The sequence below is a fragment of the Pseudomonas sp. Q11 genome (assembly GCF_024494355.1).
Taxonomy (GTDB): Bacteria; Pseudomonadota; Gammaproteobacteria; order Pseudomonadales; family Pseudomonadaceae; genus Aquipseudomonas; species Aquipseudomonas hefeiensis.
The window spans coordinates 13,834-38,775 of record NZ_JAKNQY010000035.1 but is presented as its reverse complement, the minus strand read 5'-3'; the positions used below and the strand labels follow the sequence as shown (position 1 = coordinate 38,775).

Annotated in this window: 17 protein-coding genes; 5 read left to right on the top strand and 12 right to left on the bottom strand. The window is 61.7% G+C overall.

The window, feature by feature from the left end; translation table 11 throughout:
* Nucleotides 1-58: 58 nt before the first annotated feature.
* The 7 genes from MA884_RS25790 to prmA all read right to left on the bottom strand — a co-directional run bounded on the left by MA884_RS25790 (nt 59) and on the right by prmA (nt 9,741).
* The gene (locus MA884_RS25790; protein ID WP_256233155.1) at nt 59-2,833 is read right to left on the bottom strand and encodes a hybrid sensor histidine kinase/response regulator; all 2,775 of its coding nucleotides are present in this window, start codon (nt 2,831-2,833) and stop codon (nt 59-61) included.
* Between the two features lie 99 nt (nt 2,834-2,932).
* Complete coding sequence (gene purD / locus MA884_RS25785; protein ID WP_256233154.1) at nt 2,933-4,228, bottom strand: phosphoribosylamine--glycine ligase; 1,296 nt, start codon at nt 4,226-4,228, stop codon at nt 2,933-2,935.
* Between the two features lie 173 nt (nt 4,229-4,401).
* A complete protein-coding gene (purH, locus tag MA884_RS25780; protein WP_256233153.1) occupies nt 4,402-6,009 on the bottom strand; it encodes a bifunctional phosphoribosylaminoimidazolecarboxamide formyltransferase/IMP cyclohydrolase in 1,608 nt (535 codons plus the stop codon).
* 83 nt (nt 6,010-6,092) lie between these two features.
* Nucleotides 6,093-6,413, bottom strand: a complete 321-nt coding sequence (gene fis / locus MA884_RS25775) for a DNA-binding transcriptional regulator Fis (protein ID WP_025211617.1) — start codon at nt 6,411-6,413, stop codon at nt 6,093-6,095.
* On the bottom strand, nt 6,410-7,417 hold the full coding sequence (gene dusB, locus MA884_RS25770) for a tRNA dihydrouridine synthase DusB (protein WP_256233152.1): 1,008 nt from the start codon (nt 7,415-7,417) through the stop codon (nt 6,410-6,412). The genes fis and dusB overlap by 4 nt, the downstream gene beginning before the upstream one ends.
* Before the next feature lie 185 nt (nt 7,418-7,602).
* Nucleotides 7,603-8,832: a DUF3426 domain-containing protein gene (locus tag MA884_RS25765; protein WP_256233151.1), complete on the bottom strand. Its 1,230-nt coding sequence runs from the start codon at nt 8,830-8,832 to the stop codon at nt 7,603-7,605.
* Nucleotides 8,833-8,862: 30 nt separating this feature from the next.
* A complete protein-coding gene (prmA, locus tag MA884_RS25760) occupies nt 8,863-9,741 on the bottom strand; it encodes a 50S ribosomal protein L11 methyltransferase (RefSeq protein WP_256233150.1) in 879 nt (292 codons plus the stop codon).
* A 191-nt stretch (nt 9,742-9,932) separates the two neighbouring features.
* On the opposite strand from prmA, the gene MA884_RS25755 reads away from it, so the two are divergent.
* Nucleotides 9,933-13,889 carry a dermonecrotic toxin domain-containing protein gene (locus MA884_RS25755; protein ID WP_256233149.1) on the top strand — a complete coding sequence of 1,319 codons (3,957 nt, stop codon included), beginning with the start codon at nt 9,933-9,935 and terminating at the stop codon, nt 13,887-13,889.
* 78 nt (nt 13,890-13,967) lie between these two features.
* Here the strand turns inward: MA884_RS25755 and accC are convergent, their stop codons facing one another.
* The 5 genes from accC to MA884_RS25730 form a co-directional block, all read right to left on the bottom strand.
* On the bottom strand, nt 13,968-15,329 hold the full coding sequence (accC, locus tag MA884_RS25750) for an acetyl-CoA carboxylase biotin carboxylase subunit (protein WP_256233148.1): 1,362 nt from the start codon (nt 15,327-15,329) through the stop codon (nt 13,968-13,970).
* A gap of 17 nt (nt 15,330-15,346) precedes the next feature.
* Nucleotides 15,347-15,808 carry an acetyl-CoA carboxylase biotin carboxyl carrier protein gene (gene accB / locus MA884_RS25745; RefSeq protein WP_047227391.1) on the bottom strand — a complete coding sequence of 154 codons (462 nt, stop codon included), beginning with the start codon at nt 15,806-15,808 and terminating at the stop codon, nt 15,347-15,349.
* A 48-nt stretch (nt 15,809-15,856) separates the two neighbouring features.
* Complete coding sequence (gene aroQ, locus MA884_RS25740) at nt 15,857-16,309, bottom strand: type II 3-dehydroquinate dehydratase (RefSeq protein WP_063323112.1); 453 nt, start codon at nt 16,307-16,309, stop codon at nt 15,857-15,859.
* A gap of 301 nt (nt 16,310-16,610) precedes the next feature.
* Nucleotides 16,611-18,557, bottom strand: a complete 1,947-nt coding sequence (locus MA884_RS25735) for a methyl-accepting chemotaxis protein (protein ID WP_256233147.1) — start codon at nt 18,555-18,557, stop codon at nt 16,611-16,613.
* Nucleotides 18,558-18,609: 52 nt separating this feature from the next.
* Nucleotides 18,610-20,280, bottom strand: coding sequence for a diguanylate cyclase (locus MA884_RS25730; protein WP_256233146.1), 1,671 nt, complete (start codon nt 20,278-20,280; stop codon nt 18,610-18,612).
* 285 nt (nt 20,281-20,565) lie between these two features.
* On the opposite strand from MA884_RS25730, the gene MA884_RS25725 reads away from it, so the two are divergent.
* From MA884_RS25725 to speA, 4 genes are all read left to right on the top strand, one after another.
* Nucleotides 20,566-21,633, top strand: a complete 1,068-nt coding sequence (locus MA884_RS25725; RefSeq protein ID WP_256233145.1) for a DUF2333 family protein — start codon at nt 20,566-20,568, stop codon at nt 21,631-21,633.
* 3 nt (nt 21,634-21,636) lie between these two features.
* Complete coding sequence (locus tag MA884_RS25720; protein ID WP_256233144.1) at nt 21,637-22,194, top strand: NUDIX hydrolase; 558 nt, start codon at nt 21,637-21,639, stop codon at nt 22,192-22,194.
* A gap of 171 nt (nt 22,195-22,365) precedes the next feature.
* Complete coding sequence (locus MA884_RS25715) at nt 22,366-22,737, top strand: translation initiation factor Sui1 (RefSeq protein WP_256233143.1); 372 nt, start codon at nt 22,366-22,368, stop codon at nt 22,735-22,737.
* A 224-nt stretch (nt 22,738-22,961) separates the two neighbouring features.
* The gene (gene speA, locus MA884_RS25710; RefSeq protein ID WP_047227397.1) at nt 22,962-24,875 is read left to right on the top strand and encodes an arginine decarboxylase; all 1,914 of its coding nucleotides are present in this window, start codon (nt 22,962-22,964) and stop codon (nt 24,873-24,875) included.
* The last annotated feature ends 67 nt before the right edge of the window (nt 24,876-24,942 follow it).

The window sequence follows — 24,942 nt, the reverse complement described above, 5'->3', positions numbered from 1 at the left end:
GAGGCTCAAGACAGAGAAGGACGTCGGGAGTCTATCAGGCGTTTTGGTGTCTGTCGGCTCAGGACGTCTGCGCGGTACGATTCTGCTGGTCGCGCTGGGCCACCCAGTGTTCGATCAGCTCGCGCAGTTGCGACAGCTCCACCGGTTTGGCCATGTGGCCGTCCATCCCGGCCTGACGGGCGCGCTCTTTGTGCTCGGCCAGGATGTGCGCCGTGAGCGCCACCACCGGCGTGCGGGTCCGCTGGTTACCCATTTCCCAGGCGCGCAGTTGCTGAGTGGCGGAAAAGCCGTCGAGGATTGGCATTTCGCAGTCCATCAAGACCAGGTCGTAGCGTTGCTCCTTCATGGCCTTGAGGGCTTCCTCGCCGTTGCTGGCGGTGTCGGGTTGCAGGTTGAGCTTGCCGAGCATGCCGCGGATGACCTTGGTGGAAATGCTGTTGTCTTCGGCCACCAGGATGCGGAAGTCACTGGGCACTTTTACCGGGACGACAGGGCCGGCGCTCAGCGGGATGTTCGGCGCCAGGCCTTTGTTGCGCTGGTTCAGTTCGTCCGCCAGGGTAGTCTTGAGGGTATAACCGGCCACCGGTTTGGCGAGGATGCGCTTGACTCCGCTGTTGCGCGCCACGATCTTGCTCGGCGCGTTGCTGATGCCGGTGAGCATTATCAACAGGATGTCGTGGTTCAGGCTCGGGTCTTCCTTGATCTTGGCCGCCAGTTGCATGCCGGTCATGCCGGGCATGTTCTGGTCCAGCAGCACCACGTCGAAGTAGTCCCGAAGGTGAGCCTTGGTGCGCAGCAGCGCCAGGGCTTCCTTGCCCGATGGTACCGCGCTGACGTTCAGGCCCCAGGCGCTGCACTGCTGCACCAGCACTTTGCGGCAGGTGTCATTGTCGTCGACGATCAACACCCGCGCACCTTGCAGCGGACCGTCGAGGTCGGAGGTCGGATGTTCGAGGCGATCCGGGTCCAGCGGCAAGGTGAGCCACAAGGTGCTGCCCTGGTTGCTGCCGCTTTTGATACCGAACTCCCCGTGCATCAGCATGATCAGTTGACGGGCGATAACCAGGCCCAGATTACCGCCCAGGCGGGTGGCCGAGAGGAAGTTCTTGCTATGCAGTTCGGCGTGCATCAGCGTGTCGCGCTCTTCGGCGTCCATGGGTGTTCCACTGTCCTGCACCGCGATGCGCAGGCGCGGCTGATTGCTGCGCTCGTCCAGCGCCACGACGATCAACACTTCGCCCTCGTCGGTTTTTTTCAGGGCGTTTTCCAGCAGGCTCAGCAACGCCTGGCGCAACCGTGTCGGGTCACCGCTGATTACTCGCGGCACCTGGGGCTGGATAAAACTGATCAGTTCGACATTCTGCTGTTCGGCCTTGGCGCGGAAGATGCTCAGGCAGTCCTCGATCAGCGCATTGAGGTCGAATTGCACGTCGTCCAGTTCGATCTGCCCGGACTCCAGCCGGGAAATGTCGAGGATCTCGTTGATCAGAGTCAGCAGTTCATTGCCGGCGCTGTGGATCGTCTGCACGTAATCGCGCTGCTTGACCGACAGCGGTGTGCCCAGCAGCAGTTCGGTCATGCCCAGTACGCCGTTCATTGGCGTACGGATCTCGTGACTGATCTTGGCCAGGAACTCGGCCTTGGCATTGATCTCGGCGTTGCTCGCCGCCAGGTCGCGGCTGATGCTGAAACGGCTCTCGTTGATTGAGCGCTGGCGCTCGCCCAGGGCGACACTCATCAGCAGTCCGCTGACGCAGATGAATCCCAGCAGTGTGATGATCAGGCCCTGGGGGGCGACTTGCGTGAGGCCTTGCAGGGCTGGAAGGATGATCAGCGTACCCAGGTTGAAGACCACCATGGCGGCGACAAACAGCCGTGCCGGGCTGTAGCCCTTTTGCCAATGCCAGGCGCTGACGAACAGCATGCTCAGGCCGGCCAGGGCCACCAGGGCATAGGTCATGATATTGAGCGGCAGTGTGTTCACGAACAACAGCAGCAGGCTGCAGAGCGTGATGAACACGATGTCCCCCAGCAGCAGCCGGTTCAACGGGTGTGGGCCCAGGGGCGCGAAGAAACGGTAGGCGAACATCAGGCCGCAGGGCGCCGTCAGCAGCAGGGCCAAGTAGGCCCCCGGCGTCTGAATCGCCGGCCAGTCGGGCAGCCAGGCTCCAGCCAGGTTCAACAGCAGCACCAGGCTCAGCATCAACAGCCCTTCACAGGCCGCCAGCCACAGGCAACTGCGTGAACGGGTATAGGCGTAGCGGGTGAGGTTGTGCAGGATCAGCATCGCGATGCAGCCGAACAGCAACCCATAGATCAGCGTCTGGTTCTGATTGGCTGCGGCCTGTATCGCCGGTTCCAGAGTGACATAGGGCCGCAGTTCGTGCCGGGACGCCAGTCGCAGGTAGACGTCCAGCTGTTTGTCGCTGCGAGGCAGGGCCAGCAGGTAATCGCTGCTGGGTACCGGTTGTTCGATACGTGGCAGGGCATCGCCACCGACTTGTTGGTCTACCAGGGCATCGCCGTCCAGCACATAGAGGTTCAGGCGAGACAGGTCTGGCGCAAAGATGCGCAGTATTTGTTCGTGCGGGTCGGGGGCCAGCCGGAACCGCAGCCACAATGCCCCGCCCGGCTCGGCGGCCTTTAGGCCGTCCAGGTCGATGGGGCTGAATTGGTTGGTGTAGCGGGCAGAACGGATGTCGCTCAGCTTCAGGTCACCCTGTTCGTCGAACAATACCGCCCAGCCACTGCCTGGCGCGGCCTGGGCCGGGAGCGTGCAGAGCAGCGTCAGCAGGGTAACGGTTAAACCTATGGCAATCCTGAGCCAGCGCACGGCGAAATCCCTTCGTAGGTTGATGCCAGATTATAACTATGCGCGGCGCCGGAGCAGACAGGCAAGAGCCATGGGCGCTTGCCGGTCTGAATGGCCGGGTTATTCCAGATTTTCGCCACGCTCACGGGCAATGGCCCGGTAGCCAATGTCCTTGCGGTAAAAACAGCCTTCCCAATCGATCTCGGCGGCAAGCTTGTAGGCCTGCTGCTGAGCCGCGTCGACGCTGGACCCCATGGCAGTGGCGCAAAGCACACGACCTCCGGCGGTGACCACCTGGCCATCCTTCAGCGCGGTCCCCGCATGGAAAACCTTGCCTTCCAGCCCGGCTGCTGCATCCAGGCCTTGTATCGCATTGCCTTTAGCGTAGTCGCCCGGATAACCCCCGGCTGCCAGTACCACGCCGACGCTTGGACGCGGATCCCATTGGGCTTCGACCTTGTCCAGTGCCTGGGCCAGGGCCGCTTCGACCAGCAGCACCAGGCTTGATTGCAGGCGCAGCATCACCGGCTGGGTCTCAGGATCGCCGAAACGGCAGTTGAATTCGATGACTTTTGGGTTACCAGCCTTGTCGATCATCAGGCCTGCATACAGGAAGCCGGTGTAGACGTTGCCTTCATCGGCCATGCCGCGCACGGTCGGCCAGATGACCTGGTCCATGACCCGCTGATGGACCTGGGCGGTGACCACCGGGGCCGGGGAGTAGGCACCCATGCCGCCGGTGTTCGGGCCGCTGTCGCCATCGCCAACACGTTTGTGGTCCTGGCTGGTGGCCATTGGCAGGACGTTCCTGCCATCGACCATGACGATGAAGCTGGCTTCTTCGCCGTCGAGGAACTCTTCGATCACCACCCGGGAACCGGCATCCCCGAAGGCATTGCCGGCCAACATGTCGCGCACGGCGTCTTCGGCTTCGGCCAGGGTCATGGCTACGATCACGCCTTTACCGGCGGCCAGACCGTCGGCCTTGATCACGATCGGTGCGCCTTTTTCGCGCAGGTAAGCCAGGGCCGGATCGATCTCGGTAAAGTTCTGGTAGTCGGCGGTCGGAATCTTGTGACGTGCCAGGAAATCCTTGGTGAACGCTTTCGAGCCTTCCAGTTGCGCGGCGCCGGATGTTGGCCCGAAGCAGTCCAGGCCACGGGTGCGGAACAGATCGACCACACCGGCGACCAGCGGCACTTCCGGGCCGACGATGGTCAGCGAGACGTTCTTCTCGGCGAAGTCGGCCAGTTGTTCCAGGGCCAGCACGTCGATGGCGACGTTTTCGCACTTGGCTTCGATGGCGGTACCGGCATTGCCCGGTGCCACGAACACCTTCTGCACACGCGGATCCTGAGCCACTTTCCAGGCCAGGGCGTGTTCACGGCCACCGCTGCCAATGATCAAAATGTTCAAAGAAAGACTCCTTCGGAGAAGCTGCAAGCTACAAGCTGCAAGTAAGAGCGAATACGCGTAGCTCTTGTTTGCAGCTTTTGGCTTTGAATTAGTAAGGCTGCACCGGTAAAAAGAACGACATCTATCTGCTCTTTTCTTGCCGCTTGCAGCTTGAGGCTTTTAGCTGCCGCCATTCAGTGCCTGAAATGACGCATTCCCGTGAACACCATCGCAATCCCTGCCTCATCGGCGGCGGCAATCACTTCGCTGTCACGCATCGAACCACCCGGCTGGATCACCGCGGTGATGCCGACCTTGGCCGCGTTGTCGATGCCGTCGCGGAACGGGAAGAACGCATCGGAGGCCATGACCGCGCCCTGTACCTGCAAACCGGCGTGTTCAGCCTTGATCGCGGCGATGCGAGCCGAGTTCACGCGGCTCATCTGGCCGGCGCCGACGCCGATGGTCTGGCGGTTCTTGGCGTAGACGATGGCGTTGGACTTGACGTACTTGGCGACTTTCCAGGCGAAGATCAAATCGTTGATTTCCTGCTCGCTTGGGGCGCGCTTGGTCACCACTTTCAAATCTTCGCTGCCGATCATGCCGATGTCGCGACTTTGTACCAGCAGGCCGCCGTTGACACGCTTGTAGTCCCAGGCCGGTGCACGGTCGGCCGACCATTGACCGCAGGCCAGCAGGCGCACGTTGGCCTTGGCGGCGACGATGGCGCGGGCTTCTTCGCTGACCGAAGGGGCGATGATCACTTCGACGAACTGACGCTCGACGATGGCCTTGGCGGTTTCTGCGTCCAGTTCACGGTTGAAGGCGATGATGCCGCCGAATGCCGATTCAGTGTCGGTGGCGTAGGCCAGTTCGTAGGCCTGGCGGATGCCGCCCTCGGCATCGGGGCTAACGGCCACACCGCACGGGTTGGCGTGCTTGACGATCACGCAGGCCGGCTTGACGAAGCTCTTGACGCATTCCAGCGCCGCATCGGTGTCGGCCACGTTGTTGAACGACAGTTCCTTGCCTTGCAACTGGGTGGCGGTGGCGATACCGACTTCGGCCGGCTTGGCTTCCACGTAGAACGCCGCGCTCTGGTGCGGGTTCTCGCCGTAGCGCATTTCCTGGGCCTTGATGAACTGGCTGTTGAAGGTGCGCGGGAATTCGCTGCGACCTTCCGTGCCCAGGGTTTCGGCCGCCTGGTTCACGGTGCCCATGTAGTTGGCGATCATGCCGTCGTAGGCGGCGGTGTGTTCGAAGGCCTTGAGCATCAGGTCGAAGCGCTGGGCGTAGGTCAGGCCACCGGCCTTGAGGTTATCCAGTACGCTGGCGTAGTCGCTGGCGTTGACCACGATGGCCACGTCTTTGTGGTTCTTGGCCGCCGAGCGGACCATGGTCGGGCCGCCGATATCGATGTTTTCGATGGCGGTCGGCAAGTCGCAGCCTGGCTTGTTGATGGTGGCTTCGAACGGGTAGAGGTTGACGGCCACCAGGTCGATCGGCTTGATGCCGTGCTCGTTCATGATGGCGTCGTCGATGCCGCGACGACCCAGGATCCCGCCATGGATCTTCGGGTGCAGGGTCTTGACCCGACCGTCCATCATTTCCGCAAAACCGGTGTAGTCCGCGACTTCCACTGCGGCGACGCCGTTGTCCTGCAGCAGCTTGAAGGTCCCACCGGTGGAGAGAATCTCGACGCCCAGCTGTTGCAGTTCGCGGGCGAATTCGAGGATCCCGGTCTTGTCGGAGACGCTGATCAAGGCGCGGCGGATCGGCAGGCGGGTGGTCTGGTCGGTCATTTCAATTTCCATCAAAAGCAAGGGAAGTCAGCAAAAAAGGCGACCGGTTTTTACGCGGGCGCCTTTCTGGTTTGATTGAATGCTTACAGCAGATCGTACTGCTTGAGTTTCTTGCGCAGGGTGCCGCGGTTCAGGCCCAGCAGCTCACTGGCCTTGGTCTGGTTGCCCTTGACGTAGTTCATCACGCTTTCGAGCAGAGGTGCCTCGACTTCCGAAAGCACCAGGTTGTACACATCCGTGACGGCAGCGCCCTCAAGGTGGGCGAAATAATTGTGCAGCGCCTTCTCGACACTCCCGCGAAGGGTCTGACCTTCTTCGCTGGGCGTATTGAGGTGCTGTTTCAAATTTACGTTGTCGCTCACGGGTGTTATTCCACTCACTAAAGTCTCGGTCATCATCGTCATGCGGCCACCCCTTCGTCCCCTGTCAGGCTCTTGTAACGCTCAGCGAAGAACGCCTGAACGTCGGCGCATTGTGCTTGCGTACCATCCAAACGATTGAAACGGGCGCGAAACTCCCTGGCGCCCGGCAGGGTTGCGAGATACCAGCCCACATGCTTGCGAGCGATGCGTACGCCCATGACTTCTCCGTAGAAACCATGCAGCGCGGCCAGATGCTCTAGCAGAATACGTTCCACCTCGGACAGTTGCGGCGCAGCGAGCTTTTCGCCGGTGCGCAGGAAGTGTTCGATCTCACGAAAAATCCATGGCCGCCCCTGGGCAGCCCGGCCGATCAACAACCCGTCGGCCCCCGTCGCGTCCAGCACGTACCGGGCCTTTTCGGGCGAGTCGACATCGCCGTTGGCAAAGACCGGAATCGACACCGCCTGCTTGATCGCGGCGATGGTGTCGTACTCGGCCTCGCCGGTGTACAGGTCGGCACGGGTGCGGCCGTGGACTGCCAGCGCCGTAATGCCTGCCTGCTCGGCGATCTTCGCCACCGTCAGGCCGTTCTTGTTCTCCCGGTCCCAACCGGTGCGGATCTTCAGGGTCACCGGCACATCGACTGCGGCGACGACCGCCTGCAGGATCTCGGTGACCAGCGCTTCATCCTTCAACAGCGCCGATCCGGCGGCTTTGTTGCAGACCTTCTTCGCCGGACAGCCCATGTTGATATCGATGATCTGTGCGCCCAGTTCGACATTGGCCCGGGCCGCCTGCGCCAGCATCTGGGCGTCGCCACCGGCGATCTGCACCGAGCGGGGCTCGGGATCGCCTTCGTGGATCATGCGCAGACGCGATTTGCGGGTGTTCCACAAACTCATGTCGCTGGTAACCATTTCCGAAACTACAAGGCCGGCGCCCAGTTGCTTGCACAGCTGACGAAAGGGCTGGTCGGTGACGCCCGCCATAGGGGCGAGAACCAGGCCGTTCTGTAATGTATATGGGCCGATGCGTACCGCCGACATAGGACTTCCCTGAAGTGGGGCCGGATCATGAGACTTCGAAAAAGGGTTGGCATGATACCCGCTCTCGATGACTGGATAAAGGTCGAATTGGATAAAATCTGAACAGCTATTTTGTTATCGCCAGCGGTTTGGTTCGGGTGCGCTGAGTCAGAAAGCTGCCGCCAATCGTCCGGCCCTGGTGTGCATCACTCTGGTGAATGAAAGCTCAGGCTGTAGTTCACCGCTTTGGGTCCCGGGTCGAGGATGTCCAGGGCGATATGAATGGGGGTCTGCGGTGGCATTTCCCCCAGGCCCTCGACATCGCCACCCAGATATTCACCGGGCTTGAAACGGCGACTGGCGATCAGATGCCCATTGAGGTCGGCGAAACGCAGCTCCAGCAGCGGGAAAGGCTGGGAGAACGGCGCACGGTTGTAGATGATTGCATCTACCACCAGGGCGCCGCTGAACTCCGGATGGCTGCGCACCACCAGGTTACTGCTTTTGATTTTGGCGATGTCGACCTTGGATGGCACGTCGCAGCCGATGGTCGGGCAAATCTGCAGGAACCAGGGGCGATACTGGTCCTGACGGGCCAGTTCTTCGAAGTGGTAGGCGATGTACTGGCCGGCCAGGGCTGCGGCGGCAAACAGTATCAACAGGCCCCACAGCAGCCGCCGGCCCCAGGGCGAGCGGCGTTTGCGCCAGTCCAGTTGCAGCGGGTCGTCATCCAGGTCCTGAAGGGCCTCGGCGCGTATTCCGGGTTCATGGCGCTCGCGGGCCTTGCGCGTCGGCACCGATTGCAGCGGTGCTTCGTCGTGATCGTCGCTGGCAGACAAACTTTCCAGGTGTTCGTGGGGCTCGTCGTCCGGCTCCAGGCGTAGCGGGGTGAGCGGCTCGTCGTCCGGTTCCAGCGGTTCCAGCGCCAGGGACAAGGACGGTTCGGTGCGCGGCGGCCGGGCCGGTTCATGGGGCGCAAACGGTTCGACCGGGATCTGTAGGGCCGTTTCGTCGCGCTCGGTGGCGGATTCACTGTACAGGCTGTCGGACCAGGGGGCCTGCTCGCTCGGGAGGTGGTCACGCTGTGCGTTCAGATTGTCTTCACGGCGCCGGCCGAAAGTATCCGGTGCCCTATTGTCACGCCGTTCCAGGCGAGCCAGTTCCTTGTCCAGGTCATCAAGGTCCAGCTCGGCGGCAGTCCATTGCTTCTGGCTGATCGCTCGGGGCGGGGATTCGGCGGCGGGCGTCTTGATCGGCGGCGCCAGTGGCGTGACGGTTTCCTTGGCAGCATGCTGTTCCAGCAATTGCCGTGCGGCATTGAATACTTGCAGGCACGAGCCGCAGCGAACCACCCCGCGGGCCACGCTCAATTGAGTATGGCTGACGCGAAAACTGGTGTGGCAATGCGGGCACTGGGTGACGAAGCTGTCAGTCATGCGGCAATCCGGTTGATACAGGCGACCATTCTAGCGCCGACGTCCGGTGATGCGCACCCAGCCATCGCGATTGGCGATCGGGTCAAGGTCGAAGTCAGCGGCATAAGCGGCGGCGACTTCGTCGCCCTGTTCGGCCAGGATACCCGACAGCGCCAGGCGTCCGCCTGGCTTGACCAGGCTCGACAGTTGCGGCGCCAGGGACACCAGCGGACCGGCCAGGATGTTGGCCACCAGCACGTCGGCCTGGACCTGCGGCAGGTCTTGCGGCAGGTAAAGCGGGAACAGCTCTTCGGCAATGTTGTTTCGCCCGGCGTTGTCGCGGGATGCTTCCAGGGCCTGGACGTCGATGTCGGTGCCGACCGCTTCCCTGGCGCCCAGCAGCAGCGCCGCAATGGCGAGGATCCCCGAGCCGCAGCCGAAGTCGAGCACGTTGCAGTCTTTGAGGTCCTGGCCGTCGAGCCATTCCAGACACAGCGCGGTGGTCGGGTGCGTGCCAGTGCCGAATGCCAGGCCCGGATCCAGCAGTAGGTTCACCGCATCCGGCTGCGGCGCGGCATGCCAGCTCGGCACGATCCACAGGCGCTGACCGAAGCGCATCGGCTGGAAGTTGTCCATCCAGCTGCGTTCCCAATCCTGATCTTCGATCACTTCGCTGTGATGCTCGGGCAACGGGTTGCCGGTCAGCAGTTCCAGATGCGCCAGCACGCTGGCCGCCTCGGTGCCACCTTCGAACAGGGCCAGCAGGTGTGTGTGGGACCACAGTGGCGTGGTATTGAGTTCCGGCTCGAAGATCGGCTGGTCTTCGGCGTCCATGAAGGTTACCGATACGGCACCGACTTCAAGAAACGCGTCTTCGTAGGTTTCGGCTTGTTCCGGGCTGATGGCCAGACGTACTTGCAGCCAAGGCATGGCGGGCACCTTTGGAAAAAATCTACAGGAGGCAGCGCAGGGCTGCAAAGGCGCGCAGTGTACGCCAGGTCGCCATCAAAGTGGATAAGCGAGTCTCGTGCCGCGGGCGTGGTGTTTCGATATATATATGTATGGCATGGGAGGGATGCAGGGCGGATAAGGTGCCGGTCCACACAACAGGGAGGAATGTGATGGACAACACTGCCCAACGGCAAAGCAACATGGAGGGTACGGGACCGGTCGCTTCCCCGCAGGCGACCCTGGAGAAGCTGACGCGCTGGCAGGGAGCTATCGATGCGCGATTGCACACCCAGATGAGCATGCTGGAGGTGCTGGAAGAGTACCTGCTGGTCGAGCTGCGCACCTACTATTACCAAGGCAATATCGATCCACACTTCATGGGCGCCCTGCTCGATACCGTATTGCAGCGCATGATCGACCAGGTGCCTTTGGTTTATGACGAAGAACAGGATGCGCCCTACCGTTGGCCCGACGGGGCAGACCTGGGTTTTGCGCCCGAGCGCCGGGAATCCGTTGTCCAGGCGGTGGAGGGCGCGGCCGTGAGTTTTGTCGCCCACTACAAAGACTATCTGCGGCGGCATTGGCGAATGGCTGAGCACGACGGCTCGCTCGAAGAGGTGCTCAGGCAAAAACTGGATGAGCACAGGGTTGCGGTCGACGAGCTGTTTCAACCCGACCGTCTGGTTGGCCTGGACGTCGATGAGTTACGAGAGCAGATCGAAGCGCTCCAGGACGCCTGGCGCCGGACGAGTCGCTTGAGCGCATTGGCAACCACGGCCGAGCGCCAGGCACTTGGCGCGCTGGCGCGGTCGCAATTGCCGGATTGGCTGCGGGGGCTGAGCGCTCCAGATCGTGAATTGTTGCGAGCTTTTGAGAGCCGGACCGCGCAGGCGCTGGCGCTGGTGGATGAGCGGGTCGATGGTCTGGGCTCGCTGCGCGCTTTCGCCCGGCAACTGGCCAGGGACTATGTCAGGCATGAACTGGACATGGAGGTCGAACCGGACAGCGTTCGCGTGCAGTTGCAGTGGCGAACGGTCATTAGTCAGCCCGTACGCACCTACAGCCTGAGTGAACTGGTGGCGGCAGGCCCGGTACCGCCGGACGCGGTGTCGGTGCTCCTGGTTGAGAACGGCAGCATGCTTCGTAACCAGCCTCTTTCATCGGCCTTCATTGCGCAATTGTTGGCAAACGTCGATGCGCCTGCCAGTTACCTGCCCGCACTGGCCGAGCGATATGAAGGTGGGGATCTGAAGGACGCCATGCTCGATTGGTTTTTGGCGCGGTTGCAGCACAGTGCGTGTGTCGCCCGGTGCACAGGCCAGTTGTCGGTGACCAGCTATGACCACCTCAGTGCACTGTGGAAGGACGACGTTGCGACGCCAGCCGTTGGCAGGTTGCGTGTCGTCGGACTGGTGCTTCCCAAAGGCCTGAAGTGTGCCGATCTTCTGGTGTTTTATCGCGAAGACGTGGGCGGTGATGTCAGTGGCCTGCTGCTGTACGCCCCCGGCAAACCGGATGGCCAGGAATGGATCGAATTGCCCTCGCTGCGGGCCTTGAGCGGTGAAGTCGGTGCCTGGACCCAACACGAGGCCGGTCGCGAATATCTGTTGCAGCAACTCTCGCCGACTGAGCGTGGACAGGCCCGAGCGTACTTTGCCCGCGTGATGGAAAAACCGGTTTCCTGGGACCTGGAACAAGACCTCAGAGGCATGGAGGCAAGTTTCAGGACCTGTCTGCAGAACGCTGTCTCGACCGGCTTGGCCAATAACCTGGCACACGTGGAGTTGAACGAATCGCCTCGCTGGTACTTGGCCTTGCCGCTTGAGTCCCGGCGCAACATAAGCGGCTTGAGCCAGGCCGTTCTGGTTCAGCAGCAGGTATTCGATGAGCAGCTTGCCGGCTATGAAGTTTTCATGGTCTTCGCCAAACGTACCTTCGCCCACATGATCGCGCCCTACCTGCGCAGCAAGGGTGTGCTTGAACCGGTCGATCCGGCCACGGTCTTCATTGACTACAGCCCAGGGCTGGCAGCCGAGAAAAAAACCGCCAGCCTGCTGGACCTGGCCATCTTCGGATACGAGCGCAACGCGGATATCGACGACCCCACCAAGGGTGTGCGCTCTTCTGTCGGGCAGGATTTGAAGCAGGTCCGCAGCGCCGATCTGGCGTCATACATTCGCGTGGCTTACCTGGGGGAGCGATATGCCAGGCACATCCGTGCCGGGTTCATCGACGCCACGACGCCGGGGTATTCGAAGCGCCGCCAGGCATACCGCTACCTGCTGTTGGCCAGGATGGACCGCGACCTGCGTGTGGCCCACGGCAAGTCGATGTTGAGCACCGAAGCGTTCCAGTGGCTGACCCGGCAAGTCACGCTATTGAGCGATGGGCCGCCTGTGAATAGCGCCACGTACCCCGGCGGCGCCGTGACGCGCGAAGGTGTGATCAAGCTGACCGTCGGCGGTCATGTGGTGTTGGGCGTGTATGTGCTCACCTACTTCGATCCGAAGGCGTTTTACTGGCTGTACACACCCGACGCGCCGGACGGCATCCTGTTTCGCCAGTACCTGGATTTCTCCGGGAACACCGCAGCGCAACTGCATGATTACGTATTGGAGCGGGTCGCACTCACCGCACGTGCCGCAGTGGGGCGGACACTGGTGGCACTGGCGGCCGGGACTGCTCGGGTCGATACATTGCGCGAGCTCAATCGACTGGACGATGTTCGTGCCGAGTTCGATGCCGGCATCGAGCGCGCTGTCACTGATGTGGAGGACATCACCACCAGTCGTACCGAAATGATCCGCAACCAAGTGGTCAAGGGCCTGATCTTCGCGGCGGTTCCGGTGTGCATGGTTTATCCGCCATTTGCCTTGTTGCTGGACATTGGCTTGATTGCCATCAACGCCAGGCAGGCCATCGAGAGGCATGTGCAAGGCGACACGGAGGGCGCGCTCGGCCACTGGCTGGTCGCGACCTGGGGAACGCTGTTCGCCACGCTCGGCGCCGCCAGCATGGCCACGGCGTTGGGACTCGCGGCCAGGCAGTTGCAGCTTGCCGTGAAGCCTTTGTCGTTGTCCGCCCAACGCTTGAGGAACGTGTCAACGGTCGTCGCCAAAGAGTCCGGGCCGCTGGTCCCGGCCATACGCCTTAAGCCACAACAGGCGGTCAGCAGGGCGCCGGAGAATCTACAACGGGTGATGGATGAGGGGATTTTTTTCGGCACCTATCGTAGCCCGCCCAGTGCTTCGCAACCGCGAAGTACCTACTACATCGCGAGCGCAGGCAGGTACTACCAGGTGAAGAAGGACCCTTACTTTGGCGGTCTGTGCCTGGTGGATGCCAGGCGTCCCGGTGCCTTGTACAAATTGCCCATACGCCGGATGGCGAATGGCAAGTGGACCCATAACAAGGTCGGTTTGAGCGGCGGCAACGATGAGGTGCGCAACCTGGGGCGGATAGGCGATTTGCGGGAGGCGTTCCCCGGGCATGTCTTCCCGGATGTGACAAGGGGGGCGTTGCAGGGCGAGGCCGTGGTGGCGAGGTTCAGCGAAGCGGCGGACAACTACCTGTTCTCGCTCAATGCGCAGACGTGCGTAGTGGCTTCGTTGTACAACCCGACCACCCGGGTCGGGGCGGTCATTCATTTCGATCACAACATCCGCGCGTTGATCGAACGCAGCGTCCGGGACGTGACGCGGCGCCTGGGAGGATCAGCCAAGGATGTTCGTGCCACTCTGGTCGGTGGGGACTGGTTGACGGGGGCGGACATCGGCGAGCCGGTCAGGCTGGTGATGAGGAGACACGGGCTGCGACCGACCTGGGATCACTGGTCGTATTCTTCCTGCCTGGGTAATACCTATGGTGTGTCACTTGATCTGCGCACGGGCGTCACGTCGGTATTCAAGACGTCCGGCAGTCAGGTCGAACGCTTTTACATACCGGTCCTGGCGCGAGCGAAGAACAGCACTGATCCGGTGTCCATGCGGGCTCGCGGATTCATGGCGCGCATGCGCAACGACATCCTGGTAGAGAATTCCAACGGCGTTGTGCTCACCCGGCAGGGGAGGCCGGCGAATGCTTCGGCGGTCGAATCACACGCGTTCTCCACGGTCGTGCTGAAGTGATTCGTTTCCTGCTCTTTTGAGGCACGCAAAAAAAGACCCCGGCCAATGGACCGGGGTCTTTTCACACTACTTGAAGCATCAGTGCTGGTTGCCCAGCTTGTGCTCCAGGTAATGGATGTTGACGCCACCTTTGCAGAAGCCTTCGTCACGGACCAGGTCGCGGTGCAGCGGGATGTTGGTCTTGATCCCGTCCACCACGATTTCGTCCAGCGCATTACGCATGCGCGCCATGGCTTCGTCACGGGTTGCGCCGTAGGTAATCAGCTTGCCGATCAACGAGTCGTAGTTCGGCGGAACCGCATACCCGCTGTACAGGTGCGAGTCGACGCGAACGCCATTGCCGCCCGGTGCATGGAAATGCTTGACCGTGCCAGGGCTTGGCATAAAGGTTTTCGGGTCTTCGGCGTTGATCCGGCATTCCAGCGAGTGACCGCGGATGACCACGTCGTCCTGAGTGAACGACAGTTTGTTGCCGGCGGCGATGCTGAGCATCTCCTTGACGATGTCGATACCGGTGACCATTTCCGAAACCGGATGCTCCACCTGAACACGGGTGTTCATTTCGATGAAGTAGAAGCGACCGTTCTCGTAGAGGAACTCGAAGGTGCCGGCGCCGCGGTAGCCGATGTCGATGCAGGCCTTGACACAGCGTGCCAGGACTTCCTGGCGAGCCGTCTCGTCGATGCCCGGTGCCGGCGCTTCTTCGAGAACTTTCTGGTGACGACGTTGCAGCGAGCAGTCGCGATCGCCCAGGTGGATGGCCTGGCCCTGGCCGTCGGACAGCACCTGGACTTCGACGTGACGCGGGTTGGTCAGGAACTTTTCCAGATAGACCATCGGGTTGCCGAATGCCGCGCCCGCTTCGGAGCGGGTCAGTTTCGCCGAGGAAATCAGGTCTTCTTCCTTGTGTACCACACGCATGCCGCGACCACCGCCGCCACCGGCGGCCTTGATGATCACCGGATAACCGACTTCGCGACCGATGCGCAGAGCGGTTTCTTCGTCTTCAGGCAGCGGGCCGTCGGAACCCGGAACGGTAGGTACCCCGGCGGCGATCATGGCGTGCTTGGCCGACACCTTGTCGCCCATCAGGCGGATGGTGTCGGCTTTCGGACCAATGAAGGCAAAACCGGAGTTTTCGACCTGTTCGGCGAAGTCGGCGTTTTCCGCCAGGAAACCGTAGCCAGGGTGAATGGCGGTGGCGCCGGTCACTTCAGCGGCGGCGATGATCGCCGGGATGTGCAGGTAAGAGTGCGTAGCCGACGCCGGACCGATGCAGACGGATTCGTCCGCCAGGCCCAGGTGCATCAGTTCCTTGTCGGCCTTGGAGTAAACGGCGACGGTCTTGATGCCCATCTCTTTGCAGGCACGTAGAATCCGCAGGGCAATTTCACCGCGGTTGGCGATCAGTACTTTTTCCAACTTCGCAGGTTTCAACATCGAAAGCTCTCCGCGGTTCAAACGATGGTGAACAGCGGTTGGTCGTACTCAACCGGCTGGCCGTCTTCAACGAGGATGGATTCGATCACACCGCTGGTTTCAGCTTCGATGTGGTTCATCATCTTCATGGCTTCGACGATGCACAGGGTGTCGCCTTTCTTCACGGTCTGGCCGACTTCAACGAAGGACGGCGAGGACGGGGAAGACTTGCGATAGAAGGTGCCCACCATTGGTGAACGGGCAACGGTGCCATTGAGCGTTGGCGCGGCAGGTGCTGCTGGAGCGGCGGCAACTGGCGCTGCTGCCGGAGCAGGTGCGGCGGCCGGAGCCTGCATCGGTGCCGGCGCGTAGAACTGCTGGGCCGGGGTCTTGCTGTGACGGCTGATGCGTACGGACTCTTCGCCTTCCTTGATCTCGAGCTCGTCGATGCCGGACTCTTCCAGCAATTCGATCAGTTTCTTAACTTTACGGATATCCATGAATCATCAACTCCCAAGGGTCGGTCAGGGGCGTTTAACGCTTGTTGTTCAAGCTGTTGCCTGTCTTTCAAGCTGCTCTAGGGCGGCCTCCAGGGCCAGTCGGTAACCGCTGGCGCCGAGGCCGCAGATCACTCCCACCGCTACATCGGAGAAGTAGGAGTGATGGCGGAAAGGTTCGCGTTTGTGCACGTTGGACAAATGCACTTCGATGAATGGGATGCTCACCGCCAGCAGCGCGTCACGTAATGCGACACTTGTGTGCGTAAAAGCTGCGGGATTGATCAAAATGAAGTCCACGCCTTCGCCACGCGCGGCATGGATGCGGTCGATCAATTCATATTCGGCGTTGCTTTGCAGGTAGAGCAAATGATGGCCGGCGGCGCGTGCCCGCTGTTCCAGGTCCTGGTTGATCTGGGCCAGTGTCACGGCCCCGTAGACGCCCGGTTCGCGGGTGCCCAGCAGGTTCAGGTTGGGTCCGTGCAGGACCAATAGGGTCGCCATCTGCTGTTCCTTGTTATCTGTGAGCAGGTGTCAGAACCCGGCGACTATGCCGCAAAGCCTTTATGACTGTCCAGTTCTCTGCAATAGCCAGCACGATGACCGATGTTTGCGCGAAATTTGTGACCATGCTCCCAGATCCGGTCACCCGCGTTCGGAAAACCTGCACGGGTCCTTGCGGGGGCTTGTGGGAGCAAGGCTTGGCCGCGATGGCATCGCCTCGGTCTATCAGCTACACCGAGGTGTTTGCATCGCGGGCAAGCCTAGCTCCCACTAGTTCGCTCCCACAATAGATTTGCGGTGCTTAAACCCGAAACGCCTGCACCGCCGTGTGCAACCGCCCACCCAACACCAGCAGGTTGTCGCCTTGTTCCCGCCCCTGGCCGATGCGCAGCAGGTTGTCTCCACCCAACTGATGAATCCGCTCACTGTGATCGCGGATTTCGCTGACAGCGCCGCTTTGTTGGGCGGTGACGTCGGCGATGCGCACTGCGGTTTCGGAAATGGTCTGGATGGCGCCGACGATTTTATCCAGCGCACCGTCGGCCGCTTGCGCCTGGTTGGCGGTGGCTTCGGCGTGTTCGACCTGAGCGCGCATGCCATCCACTGACTGACGCGCAGCCGCTTGCAGGCGGGCGATCAGTTCCTGGATCTCGGCGGTGGCGCCTGCCGTGCGTTGGGCCAGGGAGCGGACTTCCTCGGCCACCACCGCAAAGCCTCGGCCCATGTCCCCGGCACGGGCGGCTTCGATGGCGGCGTTGAGGGCCAGCAGGTTGGTCTGATCGGCGATCGAGCGAATGACCGTCAGCACGCCGCCGATGGTGGCCGACTCCTCGGCCAGTTGTTCGATCATTTGCGCGTTGCCTTGCACTTCGCCCACCAGCGCGTGCAGGCCGGTGAGGCTCAGACCGATGACTTTCTGCCCTTGTTCCACGGCATGCCCGGCGCTGCGGCTGGCGTCGGCGGCCTGGCTGGCGTCGCCGGCCACCTGCTGGATGGTCGCTTCCAGTTCGCTGAGGGAGTCGCGGATCAGCGCGGTGTCACCCGCTTGGTGTTCGGCGCCGCTGTGCAGTTCGCCGCTCAGCTCGGCCAGTGCCCGGCTGCTGCCGGCGACCTGTTCGGCGTTCAGGCGAATGGTGCCCACCAGGTCCACCAGATAAGCGCGCAGGCGATTAAGCGAGGCTTCGATGTCTTTCAATTCACGGTTGCTGGCGCCTACGTGGACGTCTCGGCTGAAATCCCCTTCGGCCCAAGTCGACAGGGCCGGTGCCAGATGCGTCAAGGTTCGGGCCAGGCGCCGTTGCAGGGTGTCGATGAGCAGGGCGATCAGCAGGATCAGGCCGATCATCACACCCTGGATCAAACGGACTTCTCCCTGGATTTGCCCATGCTGGGCACGAACCGCGGGCTCCATGGCATCGATCGCCTGATGCACATCGGCGATTTTCAAGTGTGTGGAGTTGCTCAGTTCGGTGCGTTTCTGGATCAGTTCGCGGGTGCGTCCCAGCTCGGCGGGGTAGCGGCCGAGCAGGCTGTTGAGTTCGCGTTTGAGGGCGATGCCGGCGTCTTCGGCGACGGTTTTCTCCTGGGTCTCCAAGCCCATCAGCGCAGCGAAATCATCGCCGCTGGATTCATTGCTGGCTGTTACACCCAGCAGCGGCAGGCTGTCGAGGTGTTCGGCCTGGGTGCGGATGCTCTCCAGTTCCCGTTCGACATCGGCGGCCAATTCACTGCGTCCGCTGCTGACCAGTTTGTCCCGTGCGAGGGACAACCGGCCCAGGTGCTGCGAGGCGGTGAACAAGGGCGGCAAATAAGCCGGGGCGCCATTGGCGTACTGGGCGAGTTGGTCCAGGCTCGCGCTCAACTCCCGTTCGGCCTGCAACAGCAAAGCCTGCGGATCGCCGGCCAGTTTGCCGGCGGCCAACAACTCGGTCTTACTGAAGCCATCGAGGTTCGACAGGCTCGGACGCAGGGCTTGGGTCAGCTCGGGCGGGAATTGATCGAGTTCTTTTTGCAGGGTCTCAAGTGCCTGGGTGGCTGCGCTGAGGCGCAAGGCGTCGCCGCTGGCCAGATAATCCTCGATGTTGCGCGCCACCTCGCCCTGGAATTGCCGCGACAGGCCCAGGTAGCGCTCCATCAACAGGTAGGGGCGCTCCAGAGCGATCTGCGACCACCATAGCGTGGCACCCAGGGCCAGGCACACGGCAACTAAAAGAAGGGTATTAAGATTGGTCAGTAGCTTCAGGCGCATCAGGGGTCTACCAAGGGCAGAATCGTAAGTGCCTGAAGTTATTGCGTTTGGGTTACAGGTTTATGACTGAATCGGTCGATTCCGATGAAAAGGTGGCACTTTGCTTTGATTGCCGCGCGCATTGCACCCGGTTGCGCCCTGCATGCTTGGCGCGATACAGCGCTTCGTCCGCTTGGCTGGCCATCATCAGGCTGTCGGACTCTTCGCTCATCTGCACCACGCCGGCGCTGAAGGTGCACCACAGGTCCTGGGGCTGCGCCGGGTAGTGAATTTCGGCAAAGCGCTGGCGGATCTCATCCAACACCTTGTAGGCCGCTTCGATGTCCGTGTCCGGCATGACGATGGCGAACTCTTCACCGCCATAACGGCCGATGAAGTCGGTCTTGCGCAGCCGCTGCTTGAGAAACAGCGCCAAACTCTTGATCACCCGGTCGCCCATCGGGTGGCCATGGCTGTCGTTGACCCGTTTGAAATGGTCGATGTCCAGCATGGCAAAGCTCAACGGTTTGCTCTCGCGGCGAGCGCGGAAGCAGCAGTCTTCGAGCAATTGCAGGATATGGGTGTGGTTGTAAAGTCCGGTGAGGCTGTCGCGGACCATCCGCGCCTTGAGGTTGCGGGCCCGGGCCGCGCGGTTGCGCACGGTGGTGATCAGGTGCCGGGGTTTGATCGGTTTGGTCAGGAAGTCGTCACCGCCTTCGCTCATGGCGTCGAGCTGCTTGTCCAGGTCGTCTTCGGCGGACAGGTAAATGATCGGCACGCTGACGTAGCGGTCATTGTGGCGGATCACCTTCGCCAGCTCCGTACCGGTGCAGGCGGGCATGTACATGTCGAGGATGATCAGATCGGGCTGGAAATCCGCCAGCTCGGCCATGGCCTGGATCGGTTCGATCAGCGTGCGAGTGACGATGCCCGCGCTGTTGAGCAGCCGCTCGGTGTGCAAGGCCTGGGCGCGGGAGTCATCGATGATCAACACCTTGTACGGTTCGTACTGGGCAACGCAGGTCAGCACCTCGATCTTTTCCAGCAGGCTCGAGGCTTCCAGGGTGCCGGTGAGGAACTCCTGTCCGCCGGCGCGCACGGCGGCCAGGCGGGTCGGCGTGTCGGTTTCCAGCAGGCTGAAGAACAGCAGGGGTAGCGGTTGCTCCAGGCCTTCCTGGGCTTCGGCGGCCAGTTTCAGGCCGATGCCGGGGCCGCTGAAGTCCACATCCATGACGATCGCCGCCGGCAGGCGCTCGACCATCGAGGCCCGAAACGCCGCCACGCTGTCGAGCGCCTGGGCACTGAGGCCGAAGAACTCCAACTGCTTGGCCAGCCGCTCGGCGCGGTCATGGTCCTGCAACATCACATAGATGGGTTTGCGCAGCGGCGGCAGGAAGGTTTGTTCGAGTTGGTCGCCATGGCGCAGGCCGGTGCGGGACAGGCGCTGCATCAAGCGATTGATTTCGGTGATCAGGTGGCTGCTCAGGCGTCCGCGATTGGCGTCCACCGCTTGCAGCGACTGACTGATGCCCTGGGCCAGATGGGCATGCTCCGGTTGTTCGAAGCGCTCGGCAAAGCGCAGCAGACGCAGGTTGGCTTCGCTGAGCTCCGAGAGGTCGGTGCTTGACCATTCACTGCGTTGCAGGCGCTGCCAAATCTCCAGGATCTGACGAGCCTGATGAATTACCCGCTGGGCAAAGTGGTGCTTGAGGCGCTCACGGCTGGGGTCTTCTGGCTCGGTCATATCCTGACTACTAGTTAGGGTGCATGCTGAGATCGACTGGTGGCTCTATGCTAGCACCTCTTTTCATTTGCATGAGTGTCATACGTCAATAATCTGTCTTGTCAGGGCATTCAGTTTATGACCGGCCAGTTTCGTAGGCTGATGGCGGCGCTTCCTTTATAGTGGCCGTTCGATTGCCCTGTCGTAGCAGGCATGATTGACGCCGCATTATCGCGTTTCAAATCAGGCACGATGGCGTAGGGTTGTGGTCGAACCGTGAACTCAAGTGATTGAAGGGACATCGCCATGCTGGACTGGAAAAACCGCGCGGGCAGCGCGCCTGAACGTGCCGCCGAGCCGAAATCGGCCACCCGCAGCTACCTGGGTGGGCTTTTTTTCAGCCGGGCACTGGCCACCCTGGTTGGCCTGTACTTGCTGGTGACCATTGCCGTCGGTTGGTACTGGAGCCAGGAGCCCGCCCTGTTCCCCGTGCAGCAGAACGCCCAGGCCGCCGCGGAGAAGGATGGCCGGCAAATGGTGCTCGGCTACACCACCGTCGAGACCCTCAAGACCGTGGCCGAAACCCTGCTGACCAAGCCAGGCGGCTACATTTCCAACGACCGTTTCCCGCCGGGCCTGTGGATGGACAACATGCCGAGCTGGGAATATGGCGTGCTGGTGCAGGTGCGCGACCTGAGTCGCGCCTTGCGCAAGGACTTCGCCCGGTCCCAGTCCCAGTCTGCCGAGGACGCCGACCTGGCCAAGGCCGAGCCGCGTTTCAACTTCGATAACCGCAGCTGGGTGCTGCCCTCCAGTGAGTCGGAGTACCAGGAAGGCATCACTCTGCTGAGTCGCTATCAGGCGCGCCTGTCCGACCCGAACCAGAAAAGCGCGCTGTTCTACGCCCGCGCCGACAACCTGAACAACTGGCTGGGCGATGTCGGCACTCGTCTGGGTTCGCTGTCCCAGCGCCTGTCGGCCAGTGTGGGCCGGGTCAAGCTCAACACCTCGCTGAAAACCGAAGTTCCGGTCCCGGGCCAAGTCCCGCAAGTGGACGAAGAGGTGGTCGAAACCCCGTGGATGCAGATCGACAACGTGTTCTACGAGGCTCGCGGCCAGGCCTGGGCGCTGTCGCACTTGCTGCGTGCCATTGAAGTGGATTTCGCCGATGTGCTGGCAAAGAAAAACGCCACGGTCAGCGTGCGGCAGATCATTCGTGAACTCGAGGCCTCCCAGGAGCCGGTCTGGAGCCCGATGATCCTCAATGGCAGCGGTTTCGGAGTATTGGCGAACCATTCGCTGGTGATGGCCAACTACATTTCACGCGCCAACGCGGCGGTGATCGATTTGCGGCAATTGCTGAACCAGGGCTGACAGATGGACGAAAGCCCCCGGGAGGTCGCTCATCGAGTGGCCTCGGATGCCGAGCTTATTGCTTGGGTCGATGAAGACGACAATCTGCTTGGCAGCGTGGTGCGCTCGGACCTGCGTGAGCGCGGCCTGATCGGACGCGGCTCCTACATCATGCTGTTCAACTCGGACGGTGAGTTGTGCGTTCATCGGCGGACCCTGAGCAAGGCGATTTATCCGGGTTTCTGGGACGTGGCGGCGGGCGGGATGGTGCAGGCCAGCGAGACCTACGCCGAGTCGGCTGCCCGAGAGCTGGCGGAAGAGCTGGGGGTGAGCGGAGTCGAACTGACGGCCCATGACCATTTTTATTTCGAAGACAGCGGCAGTCGCCTGTGGTGCTCGGCGTTCTCGGCGGTGTGGGACGGGCCATTGATCCTGCAACCTGAGGAGGTGCTCGAGGCGTGTTTCCTGCCTGTCGCCCAAGTGCTTGATGAAATCCAGCGCAAGCCTTACTGCCCGGACTCTCTGGCGGCGCTCGAACGCTATTTGCGAGCCCATGGTGGTGATGTCGCAAAGATGCGCTAAATTGGCGCCGATTGGCCCTTAGCAAGTCGGCTTTTTGCCGTTACACTGCGCGACTTTTCAAGCTGAACCGCTGTCTGCGGTCCAGTAGCGCTGCCCCTGCCTGAGTGGGGCTTCGCGGTCGGGGCACTTACCTTTGCCCGGCCAGTCTTTGTCCTCCCAAGAGGATTGCCGGTGGCCAAAAAAGCCGCATCCTTCGCCGCCTTGGGCGGCCTGGTATTTTCTACCGACGCCGGTCGTCATTGCCCTGATTGCCGCCAGCCGGTGGATGCCTGCATCTGCAAACAGACCGCCATCCCTGCCGGTGACGGTATCGCTCGCGTGCGCCGTGAAAGCAAAGGCCGGGGCGGCAAGACGGTGACCACAATCACCGGCGTGCCGTTGGCCGAGGACGCCCTCAAGGAACTGGCTACCACGTTGAAGAAACGCTGTGGCACCGGTGGCGCGTTGAAAGACGGCATCATCGAGATCCAGGGCGATCACGTCGAGCTGTTGCTGGCGGAACTGACCAGACACGGTTTCAAGGCGAAAAAGTCCGGCGGCTAGCAGCCTCTGTGAAAACCACCCTTGGCTTGATTCGAACCCCTTCTACAAAGCACGGTTCGAAGTCGCCCACATGGTTTTCACAGAGCCTGTTCTGAACGGGTTTCTAAACTCAGCGCTGTGAGCAGGGTCTACCTTGCTTACAGGCAAATCGTCATTTCCATTCTCTAGACTGCGCCAGCCTCCTACCGGATGGTGCATTTTGACTTCATTTATAGGGGACTTCGATGTCCGTACGACGCACACGCAAAGACGATGGCAGCCAATGGACAGTTGCGGACAGCCGCAGTGTTTACGGGATTCGCCATTGGGGGGCCGGGTATTTCGCGATCAATGACGCCGGTCGCGTCGAAGTCCGCCCGAACGGTCCAGGCAGTTCGCCCATCGACCTGTTCGAGCAGGTCGACCAGTTGCGCCAGAGCGGCCTGTCGTTGCCCTTGCTGGTGCGCTTCCCCGACATCCTGCAAGACCGCGTGCGCCAGCTCACCGGTGCGTTCGACAGCAACATCGCGCGCCTGGAATACCAGAGCCAGTACACCGCGCTCTATCCGATCAAGGTCAACCAGCAGGAAGCGGTGATCGAAAACATCATCGCCACCCAGAACGTTTCCATCGGTCTTGAGGCCGGCTCCAAGCCCGAGCTGCTGGCGGTGCTGGCCCTGGCGCCCAAGGGCGGGACCATCGTCTGCAACGGTTACAAGGACCGCGAGTTCATTCGCCTGGCGCTGATGGGCCAGAAACTGGGCCATAACGTCTTCATCGTGATCGAGAAAGAATCCGAAGTCGGCCTGGTGATCGAAGAAGCCGCATCGCTCAAGGTCAAGCCACAGGTCGGCCTGCGGGTGCGCTTGTCGTCCCTGGCGTCGAGCAAGTGGGCCGATACCGGTGGCGAAAAGTCCAAGTTCGGCTTGTCTGCCGCGCAGCTACTGTCGGTGGTCGAGCGCTTCCGCGCCGCTGGCCTGGATCAGGGCATCCGCCTGCTGCATTTCCACATGGGGTCGCAGATCGCCAACCTGGCGGACTACCAGCATGGTTTCAAAGAAGCGATCCGCTACTACGGTGAGCTGCGCAACCTCGGCCTGCCGGTGGATCACATCGATGTCGGCGGTGGCCTGGGCGTGGACTACGACGGTACGCACTCGCGCAATGCCAGTTCGATCAACTACGACATGGACGATTACGCCGGTGTCGTGGTCGGCATGCTCAAGGAGTTCTGCGATGCCCAGAGCCTGCCGCATCCGCACATCTTCTCGGAAAGTGGTCGCTCCCTGACCGCCCACCACGCGATGCTGGTGGTGCAGGTGACCGACGTCGAGAAACACCACGACGACGTGCCGGTGATCGAAAACAAGGAAAGCCTGCCGGAGACCGTGCAATGGCTGGTTGACCTGCTGGGCCCGACCGATATCGAGATGGTCACCGAGACCTACTGGCGCGCCACCCACTACATGAGCGACGTGGCCGCCCAGTACGCCGACGGCAAGCTGACCCTGGCGGAAAAGGCCCTGGCCGAGCAGTGCTACTTCGCCGTGTGCCGTCGCCTGCATAACTCGTTGAAGGCTCGCCAGCGTTCCCACCGCCAGGTGCTGGATGAACTCAACGACAAGCTCGCCGACAAGTACATCTGCAACTTCTCGGTGTTCCAGAGCCTGCCGGACACCTGGGCCATCGGTCAGGTGCTGCCGATCCTGCCGCTGCATCGTCTCGATGAAGAGCCACTGCGCCGCGCCGTGCTGCAAGACCTGACCTGTGACTCCGACGGCAAGATCAAGCAGTACGTCGACGAGCAGAGCATCGAAACCAGCCTGCCGGTGCATTCCCTCAACCCGGGCGAAGACTACCTGCTGGGCATCTTCCTGGTGGGTGCCTACCAGGAAATCCTCGGCGATATGCACAACCTGTTCGGTGACACCGATTCGGTGAACATCTACCAGAACGCCGACGGCAGTGTGTACCACGCCGGTATCGAAACCCACGACACCATCGAAGACATGCTGCGCTACGTGCACCTGTCGCCGGAGGAGTTGATGACGCACTACCGCGACAAATGCGCCAGCGCCCGTATCAGTGCCGCCGAGCGCACCCAGTTCCTGGATGCCCTGCGCCTGGGGCTGACGCGTTCGTCCTACCTGTCTTCCTGATGGGGTGATGAGCGCTTGCTGTGGGAGCAAGCTTTGCTCCCACAGCAGGGATAAAAGATCGCATCTG